We start from the raw sequence: 16,909 nt of genomic DNA on the forward strand, positions 1-16,909 counted from the left end.
CGGGCGGCTTTTCTTCCCCAGCCCCGCCCCTTCCCGAAACCGGGGGCAAGCCCCCAGACCCCCGCAACACGCTTCGCGCGTTGTCCTCAAACTCCCCCAGCTACCGCTGGGGGAGTTTGAGGACGCGGCCGCGGGCCGCTCCCGCCGCAGTCGGCGAACCGGCCCGCACTCGGGGGGCTGGGGCACGCGCCCCAGTTCGGGAAGGGGCGGGGCTGGGGAAAATCACCGCAGCGGAGTCAGCAGGAAGCGGCTCACCAACCCCACGCCGGAGTCGAGGCGTTCGGCGAGATCCGACGACACATCGGGAAGATCCCGCACCGCCCAGAGCCCCCGGAACGCCGCCCAAGCCGCCCCCCGCGCCGCCTCCAGACTCCACGCCCCCACCAAGTGCGTCAACGGATCCGCCACATCCAGGAGTTCCGGCGCCAACCCCTCCCGTACCCTCTCCTCCAGAGCGACGAGCACCTCGCCCACCCGGTCGAAGTCCCCTTCGAGTGCGCATGGTTCGAGCCCGAGGGCGTGGCACGTGTCGGCGAGAGCCAGCGGCAGGTCGTGGCCGATGTGGGCGTTGATGCCCGCGAGGGCGAACTGGAGGGGCCGTACGGCGGGGTGGCCGCGCAGTTGGAAGAGGGGGCGCCAGCAGGCGGGTGGGCGGCGGCCCGCCGCCGCGCCGTCGACGGCGGACAGATAGCGCGCGGCGAAGCGTACGTCCAGCTCCGTCGCCGAGACCCGGTCGGCGAACGCCCCGGCGGAAAGGCGCCGGGCGATCTCCTCGGTGACCGTGAGGTAGACGCGGTTGAAGACGGCGACCCCGTCATGTGGCGGCAAGGTGTCCGCCAGTCGGCGCATCCGGGCCACGACGCCCTCGATACCAGCGGGTGCCGCCCGCACCTCTGCCGTCGTCATGAGCACACAGTGACATGTGTGTACGCAGCGTAGGGGGCGGGCGGCGGTGGATGACCGGAACGGATGACGAGGTCAGCGCTCGTCGTCGGTCGCGTCCTTCTCGGCGGCCGCGTCGTAGCCGCTCGTGCCCGCGTCCAGCAGCGGTTCCTGCGTCCTGAGGTGGGCCGGGGCCAGGGCGCGCAGGACGTGGTAGCCGGAGAGGACCACGATGGTGCCCAGGGCGATGCCGCTGAGCTCGAAGTTGTCGCTCACCTTGAGGCTGACGCCGCCGATGCCGATGATGATGCCCGCGGCGACGGGCACGAGGTTCAGCGGATTGCGCAGGTCGACCTTGTTGTGGACCCAGATCTGCGCGCCGAGCAGGCCGATCATGCCGTAGAGGATGACGGTGATGCCGCCGAGCACCCCGCCGGGCACGGCCGCCACGACGGCGCCGAACTTGGGGCAGACGCCGAAGAGCAGGGCGAAGCCGGCCGCCGCCCAGTAGGCGGCGGTGGAGTAGACGCGGGTGGCCGCCATGACGCCGATGTTCTCGGAGTAGGTGGTGTTGGCCGGGCCGCCGACCGCGGTGGAGAGCATCGTGGCCGCGCCGTCCGCGGAGATCGCGGTGCCGAGCTGGTCGTCCAGCGGGTCGCCGGTCATCTCGCCGACGGCCTTGACGTGTCCGGCGTTCTCGGCGATCAGGGCGATGACGACGGGCAGGGCCACCAGGATCGCGGACCAGCTGAACGTCGGTCCGTGCAGTGAGGGGAGGCCGATCCAGTCGGCCTTGGAGACGCCGGAGAGGTCGAGCCGCCAGTGGTCGACGGCCTCCGGGCCGCCGTTCACGGAGTGGATCTTCCCGAAGACCCGGTCGAACACCCAGGAGATCCCGTAGCCGAAGAGCAGGCCCAGGAAGATCGCGACGCGGGACCAGAACCCGCGCAGGCAGACCACGGCGAGGCCGGTGACGAGCATCGTCAGCAGCGCCGTCCACTGGTCCTGCGGCCAGTAGGTCCGGGCGGTGACCGGCGCGAGGTTGAAGCCGATCAGCATGACCACGGCGCCGGTGACCACCGGCGGCATCGCCGCGTGGATGATCCGCGCGCCGAACTTCTGCACGGCCAGGCCGCTCAGGAACAGCGCCGCGCCGACCACGAAGATCGCGCCGGTGACGGCCGCGGTGCCGCCGCCCTGCGCCCGGATGATCGCGGCGACCCCGACGAAGGAGAGGCTGCACCCCAGATAGCTGGGCACCCGGCCGCGCGTCGCGAGGAGGAAGAGGATGGTCGCGACGCCCGACATCATGATCGCGAGGTTGGGGTCCAGGCCCATGAGCACCGGGGCGACGAAGGACGCCCCGAACATCGCCACCACGTGCTGCGCGCCGAGCCCCGCCGTCCGCGGCCAGGAGAGCCGTTCGTCCGGTCGCACGACGGCCCCGGGTGCCGGGGTGCGCCCGTCCCCGTGCAGAGTCCAGCGCACGCCGAGGCCCATGAGTGCTCCAAATGTTCGGGGTGGGGGGAAATCTGGACCATGTTAAGTGGCGCCGGCCCGTGCTCCCGGCCGTCGCCACCGGCCGGGGCGCCCCCGCTGTTGCTGCAATCGGGGTAATCAATGGTCCGTACGACTGTATGACCGTGAATCTGGGCTGTTTCTTGCTTCGTGCGAGGTATGGGTCTCTGTGTCCGATTCCTGCAATCCAGGAGACATTCATGCGTAACCTCGTCGGCCGCACCGCGGCCGCCACCGTGCTCGCCGCGGCTGCCATCGTCCCGATCGCCGGCGTGGCCCAGGCCGCTCCGGCCCACACCGCGACGGTCCAGGCGTGGAGCCACGACCACGACCACGACGGTGACCGTGGCGACCACGGTCGTGACCGTGACCGCGACCACGGCCGCTGGGACCACGACCGCGACCACGGTCGCTGGGACCACGGTCGTGACCACGGCCGCTGGGACCGTGACGACTGCGACCGCGGTCGCGGCGACCACTGGGGCCGCTGGGACCGTGGGGACCGCGGCTGGGACCGCTGGGACCGTGACGACTGCGACCGTCGCTGCGACTTCGGCGGGCGCGGCTGGGGCGGCCGTGGCTTCGGCGGCTTCGGCGGTCTGTTCGGCATCCTCTAACCACCGACGGCTCACCGCCGGCTGGTTCCGGGCCGTACGGTGCACCCGTGAGGGTCCACCGTACGGCCCACTGCCGCGCTCACTCCGGGCCCGGTGACTCCGCCGTGGAGTTCGCCCGCTCGCCCGTCGGAACCGCGCCCACCGCTCCGCGCGCAGGCGTACGCAGCACCCCCGCCCCCAGCACCATTCCCGTCGTCAGCACGGTGACCAGGGTGAACGACACCACGAGCGAACTGGCGTGCGCGATCTGGCCGATGGCGGCCGGGGCGATCAGCCCCGAGGCGTAGGTGATCGTCGCGACCCCGGCGATGGCCTGGCTCGGCGCGGGACCGCCGCGCCCCGCCGCCGCGAACGCCAGCGGCACCACCACCGCGATGCCCAGACCGATCAGCGCGAAGCCCGCGATCGCCGCCACCGCCCCGCCCGCCGAGACCGCCAGCACCCCACCGGCCGTGGCCAGCGCGCCGCCCGCCCGTACGGTCCGCACCGGGCCGAACCGGCGCACCGCCGCGTCACCCGCGAACCGGGCCGCCGCCATCGTGCAGGAGAACGCCGTGGTGCAGGCGGCCGCGACGCCCGGCTCCGACCCGATGACATCGCGGAGATAGACCGCCGACCAGTCCAGGCTCGCGCCCTCCGCGAACACCGCGCAGAACCCCACCGCGCCGATGGCCAGCGCCGCACGCGGGGGCAACGAGAAGCGCGGCGGCGGGTGTTCCCCGGGCGCGGTACGCAGGTCCAGCACCCACCGGCAGGTGAGCGCGCCCAGGAGCAGCAGCGCCCCCGCCGCGATCCCCAGGTGGAGGCGGGCGTCCGTGCCGGCGTGCGCGGCGACCGTGCCCGCCGCCGAGCCGGCGAGCACCCCCGCGCTCCACATCCCGTGCAGCCCCGACATGATCGAACGGCCGATCCGCTCCTCGGTCTCCACGCCCAGCGCGTTCATCGCCACGTCCGCCATGCCCGCCGTCGCGCCGTAGGCACCGAGCGCCGCGCACAGCGTGAGCAGCCCGGGGGAGAGGGCGGGCAACACCAGGGACGCGCACCACGACGACAGCAGCAGGCGCAACGCGGCCCGTGAACCCAGCCGATGGGCCACCCACCCCGCGAGCGGCATCGCCGCCGACGCCCCGATCGCGGGGAACGCCAGCGCCAGCCCCAGCCGTCCCGCGTCGATCCCGGCGTGCGCCTGGACCCACGGGACGCGGGTCGCGAAGCTGCCGGTCACCGCGCCGTGCACGGCGAACACCACGGCCACCGCGAGCCGCGCCCGGCGTAACCGGAGGTCCTCACCCCTGTCGTCCGCGCCCATGGAGGCGCATCCTCCCCGACCCGGCCGGGCCGGTCGACCCCTTGCGGCGACCTACATCACCGTGGACACCGCGCCGTCCCTCGGCGTACGCTCAAAGGCGTCGAACCGGCGGTCTGCGAGGAACGCGCAGGTCGGGCTCGATGTAGCATCTCCAGACAATCAGTTACGCAGCGCACTCCGGGGTCGGTGAAAGTCCGAACCGGCGGTTACAGTCCGCGACCCGTCCGCCTCCAGCGGCCGGTTGACCAGGTGAAATTCCTGGACCGACGGTTAAAGTCCGGATGGGAGGCAGTGCGCGGCGGGCACGCATACCGGCACACCGTCGTCGGGTGATCCGGCCCTCTTCAAGGGGCGGACCCCTCTTTTTCGGCCTCGGCGCACCCGGTCCGCGTCCCCGCTCTTCGTCGTCCTTATGCGACGGCCCCGGAGTCCGTGCCCGATGAGGCAGGAGGACCCGGTGGCCACCCAGGCCGAAGCCGACGCGATGCGTCGGGCCATCGCACTCGCCGCGCGCGCCCTCGGCTCCACCAGCCCCAACCCCGTCGTCGGCTGTGTCCTGCTCGACGCGCACGGCCGCACCGCCGGCGAGGGCTGGCACCGCCGCGCCGGTGGCCCGCACGCCGAGGTCGCCGCCCTCCAGGACGCGGCGGACTCCGGCCGCGACATCCGCGGCGGCACCGCCGTCGTCACCCTCGAACCCTGCAACCACACCGGACGCACGGGCCCTTGCGCACAGGCCCTGCTCGCCGCCGGAGTGGCCCGCGTCGTCTACGCCGTCGCCGACCCGAACCCCACCGCCACCGGAGGCGCGGCCACCCTGGCCGCCGCCGGGGTCGACACCGAGGGCGGGCTGCTCGCCGACGAGGCCGCCGCGGGCAACGCCGCCTGGCTCACCTCGGTGCTCCGCGGCCGCCCCTTCGTCCAGTGGAAGTACGCCGCGACCCTCGACGGCCGCAGCGCCGCCGCCGACGGCACCAGCCGCTGGATCACCTCCGCCGCGTCCCGCGCCGACGTCCACCGGCTGCGCGCCGAGGCCGACGCCGTCGTCGTCGGCTCCGGCACCCTGCGCGCCGACGACCCGCACCTGGCCGTCCGCGGCCGGGACGACATCACCCAGCCGCTGCGCGTCGTCGTCGACACCCACGCCTGTGTCAAGCCCGGCGCCCGCGTGCTGGACGACGCGGCACCCACCCTGATCGCCGTCGGCGAGCACGCCGACACCCGGCACCTGCCCGGCACCGACACCGTCCGGCTGCCGCACGGCACGGCCGGCCTCGACATCCACGCCCTGCTCACCGAGCTGCACGGGCGCGGCGTCCGCTCCGTCCTGCTGGAGGGCGGGCCGTCGCTGGCCGGCTCCTTCATCGCCGCCGGGGCCGTCGACCGCGTCGTCGGCTATCTCGCGCCCGCGCTGCTGGGCGCCGGACCCGCCGCCCTCGGCGACGCGGGCATCGGCACCATCGCGCAGACGCTGCGCCTGGAGGTGACCGACGTCGCCCGCCTCGGCCCCGACCTGCGGATCACCGCCACCCCCACCGCTTCCGCCCCTGAGGAGAACTGAACGTGTTCACCGGAATCGTCGAAGAGCTGGGCGAGGTCGTCGCCGTGGACAACCACGGTGACTCCGCTCTCTTCCGGCTGCGCGGCCCGCTCGTCACCGAGGGCGCCAAGCACGGCGACTCGATCGCCGTCAACGGCGTCTGCCTCACCGTCGTGGAGACCGCCGACGGCGAGTTCACGGCCGATGTGATGGCCGAGTCCCTCAAGCGCTCCAGCCTCGGCGCCCTCGCCCCCGGCTCCCGGGTCAACCTGGAGCGGCCCATGGCACTCGGCGGGCGGCTCGGCGGACACATCGTCCAGGGCCACGTCGACGGCACCGGCACCGTCGTGGCGAGGACCCCCGGCGAGCACTGGGAGATCGTCAAGATCGCCCTCCCGGCCGGGCTGCGCCGCTATGTCGTCGACAAGGGCTCGATCACCGTCGACGGCGTCAGCCTGACCGTGGTCGAGGCGGGCGACGACTTCTTCACCGTCAGCCTCATCCCCACCACGCTCCAACTGACCACCCTGGGCATCAAGCAGCCCGGCGACCCCGTCAACCTCGAAGTGGACGTGCTCGCCAAATACGTCGAGCGGCTGCTGGCCGACGGCGCGGTCCCGGGTGCCGGGGAGCCGGTCGCGTGAACGCCGTGCAGTGGCTCAACGACGAGGCGTTCTCCGTCCTCGGGCAGCGCGTCATCTGGTCCGACATGATCGGCAACAGCGTGGGCCTGACCGCGCTCGCCCTCGGCTGGCGGCGCTCCATCTGGTCCTGGCCCGTCCAGCTCCTCTCCGGCGTGATCCTCGTCGCCGCCTACGCCTCCGCCCACCTCAGCGGCGGCATAGGCAAGCAGCTCCTGGTCATCGGCGTCTCGCTGTGGGGCTGGCGGCAGTGGCAGCGCGGCAGGCGCGACGCCCAGGACGGCTCGATCGCCGTCCGCTTCGCGACCTGGCGGGAGCGCGGCGCCCTGCTCGCGGGCACCGCGCTGGGCACGCTCGCCGTCGGCGGCCTCTTCACCGCCGTGCCGGAGCTGTCCTGGAACCCCTGGCCGGACGCGTACATCTTCGTCGGCACGCTCGCCGCGATGGTCTGCCAGGCCCGCGGCCTCACCGAATTCTGGTTCGCCTGGCTGCTGGTGGACGTGGTCGGCGTCCCGCTCGCCTTCAGCAGCGGTCTCGCCTTCTCCGGCCTCGTCTACGTCGTCTACTTCGCCGTCGTCATGTGGGGCATGCGCGACTGGTGGCTGCGCTCGCGTACCCGTACGGGCGCCGCCGAGCAGGCCGCACTGGAAGGGGCACTGTCATGACCCGAGTGACCCCAGTGACCTCGGTGCCCCCGGTGTCCCCGGTGCCCCAAGTGACCCAAGGAAGAGGAATGATGACCGCCGTGCAGAACTGGCACGAGACCGAGGACCTCACCCTCGACCCGGTCGAGCGCGCCATCGCCGACATCGCGGCCGGGCGGCCCGTCGTCGTGGTCGACGACGAGAACCGGGAGAACGAGGGCGACCTCGTCGTGGCCGCCGAAAAGGTCACCACCGAGATCGTGGCGTTCATGATGAGCGAGTGCCGCGGCCTGATCTGCGTCCCCCTGGAGGAGCCGGACATCGCCCGGCTCGACCTGCCGCAGATGGTCGACACCAACACCGAGGCGATGCGCACCGCGTTCACCGTCTCCGTCGACGCCACCCCCGCCCACGGCATCTCCACCGGGATCTCCGCGGCGGACCGCGCCACCACCATCCGGCTGCTCGCCGACCCCACGACCGAGCCCGGCGACTTCGTCCGCCCCGGCCACGTCTTCCCGCTGCGCGCCCGGCCCGGCGGCGTCCTCGTCCGCAACGGCCACACCGAGGCGGGTGTGGACCTCGCCCGCCTCGCCGGACTGCGCCCCGCCGCCGCGATCGTGGAGATCGCCGGCGAGGACGGCGCGATGCTGCGGCTGCCCGACCTCATCCCCTTCGCCCGCAAGCACGGCCTGGCGGTCATCTCCATCGAGGACCTGATCGCCTACCGCCGCTCCGCCGAGCCCACCGTCCGGCGCGAGGCCGAGACCCGGCTGCCCACCGCCTTCGGCGACTTCCGGGCCGTCGGCTACCGCTCGACCGTCGACGGCGTCGAGCACATCGCCCTCGTCTCGGGCGAGCTCGGCGACGGCGAGGACGTCCTCGTGCGCGTCCACTCCGAGTGCCTCACCGGCGACGTCTTCGGCTCGCTGCGCTGCGACTGCGGCCCCCAGCTGCACGCCTCGCTCGAACGGATCACCGCCGAGGGGCGCGGCGTCGTCCTCTATCTCCGCGGCCACGAGGGGCGCGGCATCGGCCTGCTGCCCAAGCTGCGCGCCTACGAGCTCCAGGAGGACGGCCGCGACACGCTGGACGCCAACCTGGAACTGGGCCTGCCCGCCGACGGCCGCGACTACGCGGCGGGCGCCCGGATCCTCGCCGACCTCGGAGTGCGCTCGCTGCGGCTGATGACCAACAACCCCGACAAGACCGCCGCCCTGGTGCGGCACGGCCTGCGGGTCACCGGCCGCGAGCCGATGCCCGTCAAGGCCGGCGAGCACAACCTCCGCTATCTGCGGACCAAGCGGGACCGGATGGGGCACGACCTGCCCTGGCTCGATGCCGACCCGGTCTCCGCCTGCGGCAACCAGTGAATCCCTAAGACCACGAACCCGAGGAGAAACGTGAGCGGCAAGGGCGCCCCCGAGCTGAGTGTGCGGAACTGCCAGGACCTGCGTGTGGCCGTGATCGCCGCGCAGTGGCACGAGAAGGTGATGGACGGACTCGTCGACGGTGCCCTGCGCGCCCTGCACGACCTCGGCATCGACGAGCCGACCCTGCTGCGCGTCCCCGGCAGCTGGGAACTCCCCGTGGTCGCCAAGGTGATGGCGGGCCGCGGCTACGACGCGATCGTGGCGCTCGGCGTCGTCGTCCGCGGCGGCACCCCCCACTTCGACTACGTGTGCCAGGGCGTCACCCAGGGCCTCGCCCAGGTCTCCGTCGACACCGGGGTCCCCGTCGGCTTCGGCGTCCTCACCTGTGACGACGAGGCGCAGGCCCTGGACCGGGCCGGCCTGGAGGGCTCGCACGAGGACAAGGGGCACGAGGCGGTCACCGCGGCCGTGGCCACCGCGGCGATCCTCCGTTCGGTGTCCGAGCCCTGGCACTGAAGCGGCCGGGGACCGGCGTAGGGTAGGACCACCATGTCCAAGAAGACGTTCGAGGAGCTCTTCACCGAGCTCCAGCAGAAGGCCGCCACCGGCGACCCCGCCACCTCCCGCACCGCCGAGCTCGTGGGCAAGGGCGTCCATGCCATCGGCAAGAAGGTCGTCGAGGAGGCCGCCGAGGTCTGGATGGCCGCCGAGTACGAAGGCGCCGACGCCACGGCCGAGGAGATCTCCCAGCTCCTCTACCACGTCCAGGTGATGATGGTCGCCCGGGGAATCTCCCTCGACGACGTATACGCTCACCTCTGATCAGCACCACCCAGCACATTTCCCCAGCATTCCCACGCACAAAGGAAAACGACCTCATGCTGCGCATCGCCGTTCCCAACAAGGGTTCTCTCTCCGAGCCTGCGTCGGCGATGCTCCATGAGGCCGGCTACCGCCAGCGCAAGGACCGCAGGGAACTGGTCCTGGTCGACTCCGCCAACGACGTCGAGTTCTTCTTCCTGCGCCCCCGCGACATCGCGGTCTACGTGGGCTCCGGCAAGCTCGACATCGGCATCACCGGCCGGGACCTCCTGCTGGACTCCGGCTCGCGGGCCGAGGAGATCATGCAGCTCGGCTTCGCCGGGTCCACCTTCCGCTACGCCACCCGCCCGGGCACCGCGAAGGACGTGAGCGAGTTCGGCGGGATGACCGTCGCCACGTCCTTCTCCGGCCTGGTCACCAAGCACCTCGCCGACAACGGCGTCGACGCCTCCGTCGTCCACCTCGACGGCGCCGTCGAGACCGCCATCCAGCTCGGCGTCGCCGAGATCATCGCGGACGTCGTCGAGACCGGCACCACCCTGCGCAACGCCGGGCTGGAGATCATCGGCGAGCCGATCCTGGAGTCCGAGGCCGTCGTCATCCGCCGCGCCGGCGCCCCGGCCGACGACCCCAAGGTCCAGCAGTTCCTCCGCCGCATGCAGGGCGTCCTCGTCGCCCGCCGCTACGTGATGATGGACTACGACATCCGGGTCGAGCACGTCGAGCGCGCCGTAGCCCTCACCCCCGGCCTGGAGTCGCCCACCGTCTCCCCGCTGCACCACGAGGGCTGGGTCGCGGTCCGCTCCATGGTCCCGTCCAAGGACGCCCAGCGGATCATGGACGAGCTCTACGAACTGGGCGCGCGCGCCATCCTCACCACCGGCATCCACGCCTGCCGCCTCTGACGGCCCCCGCCCCGCACGCGAGCCCCGACGACGCCGAGAGAACGTAACGCCGTGTCCACCCCCGTACCGCTGCCCGACCTTCCGGTCACCTTCCGCCCCACCGTCACCCGGGCCGTGCTGCTCGGCCTCGGTGCCGCGCTGTTCGTCGTGCTCACGGCGGGTGCCCTGCTGACCGGCAGCTTCAGCACGGGGGACCGGATCACCTTCACCACCGCCGGACTCCTCGTCTTCGGGGTCCTCGCGCTGCTGGCCCGCCCCAAGGTCGTCGCCACCGAGGACGGCGTCACCGTCGTCAACCTGGCGACGACCCGCAAGCTGGCCTGGGCCCAGATCGTCCGCGTCAATCTGCGCGCCGGCGACCCCTGGGTCCGCCTCGACCTCTCCGACGGCACCACCCTGCCCGCCATGGGTATCCAGCCGGGCATCGCCAAGCAGCAGGCCGTCGCCCACGCCCGCGCCCTGCGGGCCCTGGCCGAGGCACACGGCACCGGCCGGTCCGCGACCTGACCGCCGCCGACCACCCCAAGATCGCGAGTCCTTGATTACTCTGGTGCCACGGGCACAACCTGCCCCGCCCCGCACACGCCGTTCCGGCCGTGGCCCCCACGGCACCGCGGGGCACCTGCGAACCGAGGAGTGACTCCCTCCGGCAATGGACGGATCGTCCTGTAGTACCTGCGCCGCCGCCCACCGTGACGAGGCGGCGGCATGAGTGTCACCGTGTCCCTGCTGCTCCTGGCGGCAGCGCTTTTCCTCATCCTCGCGAACGGCTTCTTCGTCGCCGCCGAGTTCGGCCTGGTGACCGTCGAGAAGCCGGAGGCCGAACGGGCCGCCGCCGACGGCGACCGCCGCGCCCGCACCGTCGTCGCCTCCCTGCGCGAGCTCTCCTTCCAGCTCTCGGGCACCCAACTCGGCATCACCATCACCTCCTTGGTGGTCGGCATGCTCGCGGAGCCCGCCCTCGGCCGGCTGCTCACCGGACCGCTCACCTTCGCCGGACTGCCGGGCGGCGCCGCCCCCGGCGTCGCCGTGGTGACCGGCATGCTGGTGGCGTCCGCCGTCCAGATGGTCATCGGCGAACTGGTGCCGAAGAACTGGGCCGTCTCCCGGCCGCTCCAGGTCGCCCGGTTCGTCGCCGGCCCGCAGCACGCCTTCGCGCATTTCTTCCGGCCCGTGATCACCCTGCTCAACACGGTCGCCAACCGGCTCGTACGGGCCCTGGGCGTCGAGCCCGCCGAGGAACTGGCCTCCGCCCGCACCCCCGGCGAACTCGTCTCCCTCGCACGGCACTCGGCCCGCGCCGGAGCGCTTGAGCAGGACACCGCCGACCTGTTCGTACGGACCCTCTCGCTCGGCGACCTCACGGCCCAGCATGTGATGACCCCCCGGGTGAAGGTCAGCGCCCTCCAGTCGACCGCGACCGCGGAGGACGTCCTCAACCTCACCCGTGCCACCGGCCTCTCCCGCTTCCCGGTCTACCGGGACCGGCTGGACGAGGTCGTCGGCATGGTCCACCTCAAGGACGCCCTCGCGGTCCCCGGCCACGACCGGCTGCGTACCCCGGTCGGCCGGATCGCGGTCGCGCCCATGCTCGTGCCGGAGACCCTGCCCGTGCAGCCGCTCCTCGAGCAGCTGCGCAGCGAGCAGCCGATAGCCGTCGTCGTCGACGAGTACGGCGGCACGGCCGGCGTGGTGACCCTGGAGGACATCGTCGAGGAGCTCGTCGGCGAGGTGCGCGACGAGCACGACGGCGAGGACGCCCACCGGCCCGAACTCGCCCCCGTCGCCTGCGAGGACGGCCGCGCCGCGTGGGAGGCCGACGGTGGCTGCCGGGTCGACGCCCTGCGCCGCGTCGGCCTGGAGGCACCCGACGGCCCCTACGAGACGGTGGCCGGTCTCGTCGCCGGTCTCCTCGGCCGGATCCCCGCCCCCGGCGACACCGCCGAGCTCCCGGGCTGGCGGCTCTCCGTGCGGCAGGTGGCGCACCACCGCGCCGAGCGGGTGCGCCTCGTGCGCACCACCGGTGCCAAGGGGGAGCAGCGATGAGCGTGCTGCAACTCCTCTTCGCCGTGCTGCTGGTGCTGGCCAACGGCTTCTTCGTGGGCGCCGAGTTCGCGCTCGTGTCCGTGCGCCGCAGCCAGATCGAGCCGAAGGCCGCCGAGGGCTCCGCCCGGGCCCGTACGGTGCTGACCGGGCTGGAGAACCTGCCGCAGATGATGGCGGCCGCGCAGTTCGGCATCACCATCTGCTCGCTCACCCTGGGCGCGGTCGCCGAACCGGCGGTCGCGCACCTGCTGGAGCCCGTCTTCCACGCGGTGGGGCTGCCCGACGGGCTGGTCCACCCGCTGGGCTATGTGATCGCCCTGGCCCTCGTGGTCTTCCTCCACCTCGTCATCGGCGAGATGGTGCCGAAGAACCTCGCGATGTCGGCGCCCGACCGGGCCGCGCTGTGGCTCGGCCCGGGGCTCGTCGCCTTCGCCCGGCTGTGCCGGCCGGTCACGGCCCTGCTCGGCGCCTGCGCGCACGGGGTGCTGAGGCTGTTCCGGGTCGAGCCCAAGGACGAGGTCGAGGCGGTGTTCACCAGCGAGCAGCTCAACCGCCTGGTGGAGGACTCCCGCCAGGCCGGTCTCCTCGAACCGGCGGAGCAGGAGCGGCTGGAGGACGCGCTGGAGCTGGGCAGCCGCCCGGTCACCGACGTCCTCCTCGACCCGGCGGCGCTGGTCACGGTCGCCCCGTCCGTCACCCCCCGGCAGATCGAGGAGCTGACGGTGCGCACCGGCTACTCCCGCTTCCCGGTGGCCGGTCCCGGCGGTGCCTTCATGGGCTACCTGCACGTGAAGGACGTCCTGGACCTGGAGGACCGCGAGCGGGCCGTCCCGCAGCACGTCTGGCGGCGGGTGGAGACCCTGCGGGCCGAACTCCCGCTGGACGACGCGCTCACCGTGATGCGGCGCGCGGCCGCGCACCTTGCGGCCGTGACCGACGCGTCCGGCCGGGTGCTGGGGCTGGTGGCGCTGGAGGACGTGCTGGAGATGCTGGTGGGTGAGGTCCGGGACCCGTCGCACCGGGTGGCCGCGCCGGTGCGTTCCTTGGTGACGGACCCGCTGGTGCCGGACTCGCTGGTGTCGGACCAGCGTCCGAAACCGGTGCTGCTGCCGCAGGAGCGGGGTGTGATGACGGGCTGAGGCGGGGGCCGTTGCTCCCCCAGCTACCTCCCCCAGACTCCGTCCGGGGGTGCCCCCAGAGGTGCCCCCAGCGGCGGGCTTTGTTCCCCTGCCCCGCCCCTTCCCGGCTGCGTCTGATTTGCGGCTCCGCCGCGTGGGGGGGCAAGCCCCCCCAGACCCCCGAAGCACGCTTCGCGCGCTGTCCTCAATCGCCGGACGGGCTGAATTCAGCCCGTCACGGCGGGTCCTGCGGGTCCCGGGATTCCTTGCGGGAGGAGGACCAGCCCGGGCCCGACAGGACCTCGCCGTATGCCTGCATCAGGTCCGCGAGGCGGAGCGTGGCGAGGTCGTCCCGGGTCGGGGTGCCCGGGTAGCCCGACAGGCGGAGGTCGCGGTAGGCGCAGCTCTTCTCGTAGAGGGTGCGCAGGAAGCGGCCGTTGCCGAGCTCGTCGATCCAGCCCTGCTCGACGACGTGGGAGCTGATGCTGCGCAGCTCCTCCAGCGCCTCCTCGTCCCACTGGTCACCGTTCTCCGCGGCCAGCACCTGGCCGATGCTGGTGAGTTCGCGGGGGCGGTAGCTGGGGAAGTCCACGCGGGTGGTGAAGCGGGAGCCCAGGCCGGGGTTGGTGGCGAGCAGCCGGTCCATGCCCTCGGGGTAGCCGGCGAGGATGACGACGAGCCGGTCGCGGTTGTCCTCGGCGCGTTTGAGGAGCACTTGGAGCGCCTCGTCGCCGTACGCGTCGCCCTTGCTGTAGGCGGAGTTGGAGAGGCTGTAGGCCTCGTCGACGAAGAGCACCCCGCCGAGCGCCGAGTCGATCAGTTCGTTGGCCTTGACCGCGGTCTGCCCGAGGAACTCGCCGACCAGGTCGGCCCGCTGGGCCTCCACCAGGTGGTCGCCGCCGAGCAGCCCCAGGGCGTAGAAGACCCGGCCCAGGATGCGGGCCACGGTGGTCTTGCCGGTGCCCGAGGGGCCGGAGAAGACGAAGTGCCGCTTGGGCGGCTGCACCGGCAGGCCCTGCCCGGCCCGCAGCCGGGCCATGTGCAGCTGGGCGGAGAGCGCCCGCACCTGCCGTTTGACGGGCTCCAGGCCCACCATCCGCTCCAGTTCGGACAGCGCCCTCGCCAGCAGCACGGGGTCGGAGGGGCCCGGCACCGGCGGGGAGACGGGCTGCTGCGGCACGGGGATCCGGGACATCCGGCGTACGCCGTCGGGACCGGCCTGTGCCGTACCCGTCGGCTCCGGGCCGGTGCCGGTCAGCAGGTCGCGGCCGTCGAGGGGCTCGGGCGCGGGGAGGGAGTCCGGCTCGGCCACCGTGTCGGCGGGCCCCTCGGTGCCCTGGCCCGGCGGTCCGCCCGAGGGCACCGGCGCCAGGTCCAGATGGTCGTCCAGGCCGTCCCCGTCGGCGATGGCGGTGAGCCGGGCGGAGGTGTCCATGAAGGACGGGTCGACGCGGTGCACGGCGCGGTAGAGGGGCAGGGCGGCGGCGCTGCGGCCGGTGCCCTCGTGGGCGCGGGCCAGCCAGTAGCGCAGCTCCTTGCGCTGCGGCTGCTCGCTGCGGCAGCGCATCAGGGCGGCGGCCAGCAGCGGTTCGGCCTGCCCGTACATCTCCAGGCGGACCCGGGCCATGCCGCCGAACAGCCCCGCCTCGATGCCCAGCAGCGGATCGTCGAGCAGCGGCTCGGTGTGCCGGACGAGCTGTTCCCAGTCCTTGACGAGGTAGGCGCGGCACGCGTGCAGGAAGCGGGCCTGGGGGTCGGTCTCGACGGGCGGGCACTCGGCCAGGGCCCGGTCCAGCTCGGGCACATGGCGGCCGTCGAGCCAGTGCGAGGCGTGGGCGAGGAGCAGGTCGCGGTTGCTCTCCAGGACCGGCTGGACCCACCAGCCCAGCCAGTACCACGAGTTGAGGGTGCGCCGGTGGCGGGTGCGCTGCTCGCCGAACCGCTCGCGGTGGCGGTACATGCGCAGCAGCGCGGTGGTCGTCTCGGCGCGCAGCGCGTGCAGGCCGAGCCAGGCGTCGGCCATACCGGGGTCCGCCCGGACCGCGGCCCGGAACTCCTCCTCGGCCTGCGCGTACGCGCCCATGGTGTAGGCGTCGACGGCGCGCAGCCAGGCGAGATCGGCCGGGGCGGGTGGGCCCTGCATGCCGAAATCCATCACGTCCCCCACAAACCCTGCCCCCGTAGCGTGCAGCCGGGCGATTGCCTGGCGCGCCTTGCCGAACCGCTTTGCTGTGGACGGGAGTTGACCAGTGTGCCGACACGCCGACGAGAGGTGTGCCGACTGGCATCGTACCTGCGTGGTCGGTGGGGGCCGAAGGGTGCGGCACCGCCGTTCACGGCGCGGGGGTGATCCCGAGGGGCCGGAAAGCGCTCCGGAAGATGGTCACCCACTGTGAAGGGGGCGGTGGAGCAAAGCGCTCAAAAGGGGGTGACGTGGAGAGTACGAAGCCCCCGATCACGGGGGAACAACCGGGGGCTTCGCGTCCTGCGGCGACTTGCGTCAGCCGCCTAATGAGAACGTAAGTCCTGTACGCCCCCTCGGTCAAGCGGAGTTGGCGCACTCGGCGGGGATCGGTCGAGGACGACCGGCGGACCCGCCCCCCTTGTTCACTGAGCGTGAGCGCGAGGGCGGTTCATGGGCTCTCCCGGGGTCCCGGCAGCACCACGTATCCCTCCTTGCACTGGAGAATCAGGAGTTGTGCGCGCGGGCGCGTCGGGTCGGTCGTGAAGTGCCGTTGCTCCGCTCGCTTCCAGCCGTCCCAGAATTCGGTCAGTTCGGGACCATCACGGAGTTGACCCCTTTCCCACGAGCTTTCATTGGTCAACTCCATCCACAGCAGACACGCCAGATGGGGGAGCAGCTCCCTGCGGCCGGCTCCCACGCCCTCCACGAGCACGACCGGCGCGGGCGGCAGCTCGCGCTCATCGGCGAACCGCCGGGCCACCCAGTCGTAGGCGCGAAAGCGCGCCGTCTCGCCCCGGGCCAGGGGGTCCAGGACCCACGAGCGCAGCCGCCCGGTCCAGGCGAAGAGCTCGTCGTGGGTGGCGAGGTCGTCCAGATGGAGGACCGGGGCGCCCCCGAGGGCGGCCGCGAGACGGGCGGCGAAGGTGGTCTTGCCGGAGCCCGCGTGGCCGTCGACGGCCACAAGCCGCACCTCTCCGAGGGATGGGGGGAGGGCGCGCAGCTTTTGGGCGAGCGGGTGGAGTGTGCGGTCGTTCACGGGCTCACGTTATGCGGTGCGCTGCGCTTTGCTTGCGGGGCGGTGGCGGGTGCGGGTTCGTTGCCTCCCCCAGCTACCTCCCCCAGACTCCGTCCGGGGGTGCCCCCAGAGGTGCCCCCAGCGGCGGGGGCGCCCTTCGGGCGTGTCCTCAAGGCCGGACGGGCTGAATTCGCTGGTTACGGTCCGCACCATCCAGCCCGTCCGGCGATTGAGGACAACGCGGCGAAGCCGTGTTGCGGGAGTCTGGGGGCTTGCCCCCAGTTTCGGGAAGGG

At 72.8% G+C, this 16,909-nt stretch carries 16 protein-coding genes and 1 riboswitch; of the genes, 11 read left to right on the plus strand and 5 right to left on the minus strand.

All coding sequences use genetic code 11. The annotated features are described in order from the left end of the window. Positions 1–222: 222 nt before the first annotated feature. Together ACFY1P_RS15340 and ACFY1P_RS15345 are read right to left on the minus strand one after the other, a co-directional pair. Complete coding sequence (locus ACFY1P_RS15340) at positions 223–906, minus strand: DUF5995 family protein (RefSeq protein WP_390750835.1); 684 nt, start codon at positions 904–906, stop codon at positions 223–225. A 72-nt stretch (positions 907–978) separates the two neighbouring features. Continuing rightward, entirely contained in the window at positions 979–2,382 is a 1,404-nt protein-coding gene (locus ACFY1P_RS15345) for a solute carrier family 23 protein (RefSeq protein ID WP_361524760.1), read from the minus strand. 218 nt (positions 2,383–2,600) lie between these two features. Here ACFY1P_RS15345 and ACFY1P_RS15350 point away from each other — a divergent pair, with 218 nt between their 5' ends. Further along, a complete protein-coding gene (locus ACFY1P_RS15350; RefSeq protein WP_361524763.1) occupies positions 2,601–3,017 on the plus strand; it encodes a hypothetical protein in 417 nt (138 codons plus the stop codon). Positions 3,018–3,096: 79 nt separating this feature from the next. Here the strand turns inward: ACFY1P_RS15350 and ACFY1P_RS15355 are convergent, their stop codons facing one another. Further along, positions 3,097–4,326, minus strand: coding sequence for an MFS transporter (locus ACFY1P_RS15355; RefSeq protein ID WP_390750836.1), 1,230 nt, complete (start codon positions 4,324–4,326; stop codon positions 3,097–3,099). Between the two features lie 168 nt (positions 4,327–4,494). After that, positions 4,495–4,625: riboswitch (FMN riboswitch) on the plus strand. A 140-nt stretch (positions 4,626–4,765) separates the two neighbouring features. Between ACFY1P_RS15355 and ribD the strand changes: the two genes are divergently transcribed. The 10 genes from ribD (at position 4,766) to ACFY1P_RS15405 (ending at position 13,436) form a co-directional block, all read left to right on the plus strand. Further along, positions 4,766–5,887, plus strand: a complete 1,122-nt coding sequence (ribD, locus tag ACFY1P_RS15360; protein ID WP_361524769.1) for a bifunctional diaminohydroxyphosphoribosylaminopyrimidine deaminase/5-amino-6-(5-phosphoribosylamino)uracil reductase RibD — start codon at positions 4,766–4,768, stop codon at positions 5,885–5,887. Positions 5,888–5,889: 2 nt separating this feature from the next. Further along, entirely contained in the window at positions 5,890–6,510 is a 621-nt protein-coding gene (locus tag ACFY1P_RS15365; RefSeq protein WP_361524771.1) for a riboflavin synthase, read from the plus strand. Continuing rightward, the gene (locus tag ACFY1P_RS15370) at positions 6,507–7,172 is read left to right on the plus strand and encodes a nicotinamide mononucleotide transporter family protein (protein WP_361524774.1); all 666 of its coding nucleotides are present in this window, start codon (positions 6,507–6,509) and stop codon (positions 7,170–7,172) included. Before ACFY1P_RS15365 ends, ACFY1P_RS15370 begins: the two co-directional genes overlap by 4 nt. Before the next feature lie 71 nt (positions 7,173–7,243). Continuing rightward, positions 7,244–8,524 carry a bifunctional 3,4-dihydroxy-2-butanone-4-phosphate synthase/GTP cyclohydrolase II gene (locus tag ACFY1P_RS15375; protein ID WP_361524777.1) on the plus strand — a complete coding sequence of 427 codons (1,281 nt, stop codon included), beginning with the start codon at positions 7,244–7,246 and terminating at the stop codon, positions 8,522–8,524. 30 nt (positions 8,525–8,554) lie between these two features. Next, positions 8,555–9,040 carry a 6,7-dimethyl-8-ribityllumazine synthase gene (gene ribH, locus ACFY1P_RS15380; protein WP_361524779.1) on the plus strand — a complete coding sequence of 162 codons (486 nt, stop codon included), beginning with the start codon at positions 8,555–8,557 and terminating at the stop codon, positions 9,038–9,040. A 33-nt stretch (positions 9,041–9,073) separates the two neighbouring features. Beyond that, positions 9,074–9,346, plus strand: coding sequence for a phosphoribosyl-ATP diphosphatase (locus ACFY1P_RS15385; RefSeq protein WP_116210688.1), 273 nt, complete (start codon positions 9,074–9,076; stop codon positions 9,344–9,346). Positions 9,347–9,402: 56 nt separating this feature from the next. Next, positions 9,403–10,251 carry an ATP phosphoribosyltransferase gene (gene hisG / locus ACFY1P_RS15390; protein ID WP_361524785.1) on the plus strand — a complete coding sequence of 283 codons (849 nt, stop codon included), beginning with the start codon at positions 9,403–9,405 and terminating at the stop codon, positions 10,249–10,251. 51 nt (positions 10,252–10,302) lie between these two features. Beyond that, entirely contained in the window at positions 10,303–10,758 is a 456-nt protein-coding gene (locus ACFY1P_RS15395) for a PH domain-containing protein (protein ID WP_361524787.1), read from the plus strand. Between the two features lie 201 nt (positions 10,759–10,959). Next, a complete protein-coding gene (locus ACFY1P_RS15400; RefSeq protein WP_361524790.1) occupies positions 10,960–12,297 on the plus strand; it encodes a hemolysin family protein in 1,338 nt (445 codons plus the stop codon). Further along, complete coding sequence (locus ACFY1P_RS15405) at positions 12,294–13,436, plus strand: hemolysin family protein (protein ID WP_390750837.1); 1,143 nt, start codon at positions 12,294–12,296, stop codon at positions 13,434–13,436. The genes ACFY1P_RS15400 and ACFY1P_RS15405 overlap by 4 nt, the downstream gene beginning before the upstream one ends. A 214-nt stretch (positions 13,437–13,650) precedes the next feature. On the opposite strand, the gene ACFY1P_RS15410 is transcribed toward ACFY1P_RS15405, so the two are convergent. Together ACFY1P_RS15410 and ACFY1P_RS15415 are read right to left on the minus strand one after the other, a co-directional pair. Continuing rightward, complete coding sequence (locus tag ACFY1P_RS15410; protein ID WP_361524795.1) at positions 13,651–15,570, minus strand: AAA family ATPase; 1,920 nt, start codon at positions 15,568–15,570, stop codon at positions 13,651–13,653. Positions 15,571–16,048: 478 nt separating this feature from the next. Then, positions 16,049–16,636 carry a uridine kinase gene (locus ACFY1P_RS15415; RefSeq protein WP_390750838.1) on the minus strand — a complete coding sequence of 196 codons (588 nt, stop codon included), beginning with the start codon at positions 16,634–16,636 and terminating at the stop codon, positions 16,049–16,051. Positions 16,637–16,909: the final 273 nt, after the last annotated feature.

This window comes from Streptomyces sp. NPDC001407 (assembly GCF_042895325.1).
Lineage (GTDB): Bacteria > Actinomycetota > Actinomycetes > Streptomycetales > Streptomycetaceae > Streptomyces.

Bases quoted from the DNA above. Each gene is read 5' to 3' on its own strand.
- ACFY1P_RS15340 (WP_390750835.1), bottom strand. From the start codon at position 906: ATGACGACGGCAGAGGTGCGGGCGGCACCCGCTGGTATCGAGGGCGTC.
- ACFY1P_RS15345 (WP_361524760.1), bottom strand. From the start codon at position 2,382: ATGGGCCTCGGCGTGCGCTGGACTCTGCACGGGGACGGGCGCACCCCG.
- ACFY1P_RS15350 (WP_361524763.1), top strand. From the start codon at position 2,601: ATGCGTAACCTCGTCGGCCGCACCGCGGCCGCCACCGTGCTCGCCGCG.
- ACFY1P_RS15355 (WP_390750836.1), bottom strand. From the start codon at position 4,326: ATGGGCGCGGACGACAGGGGTGAGGACCTCCGGTTACGCCGGGCGCGG.
- ribD (WP_361524769.1), top strand. From the start codon at position 4,766: ATGAGGCAGGAGGACCCGGTGGCCACCCAGGCCGAAGCCGACGCGATG.
- ACFY1P_RS15375 (WP_361524777.1), top strand. From the start codon at position 7,244: ATGACCGCCGTGCAGAACTGGCACGAGACCGAGGACCTCACCCTCGAC.
- ACFY1P_RS15385 (WP_116210688.1), top strand. From the start codon at position 9,074: ATGTCCAAGAAGACGTTCGAGGAGCTCTTCACCGAGCTCCAGCAGAAG.
- hisG (WP_361524785.1), top strand. From the start codon at position 9,403: ATGCTGCGCATCGCCGTTCCCAACAAGGGTTCTCTCTCCGAGCCTGCG.
- ACFY1P_RS15400 (WP_361524790.1), top strand. From the start codon at position 10,960: ATGAGTGTCACCGTGTCCCTGCTGCTCCTGGCGGCAGCGCTTTTCCTC.
- ACFY1P_RS15405 (WP_390750837.1), top strand. From the start codon at position 12,294: ATGAGCGTGCTGCAACTCCTCTTCGCCGTGCTGCTGGTGCTGGCCAAC.
- ACFY1P_RS15410 (WP_361524795.1), bottom strand. From the start codon at position 15,570: ATGGATTTCGGCATGCAGGGCCCACCCGCCCCGGCCGATCTCGCCTGG.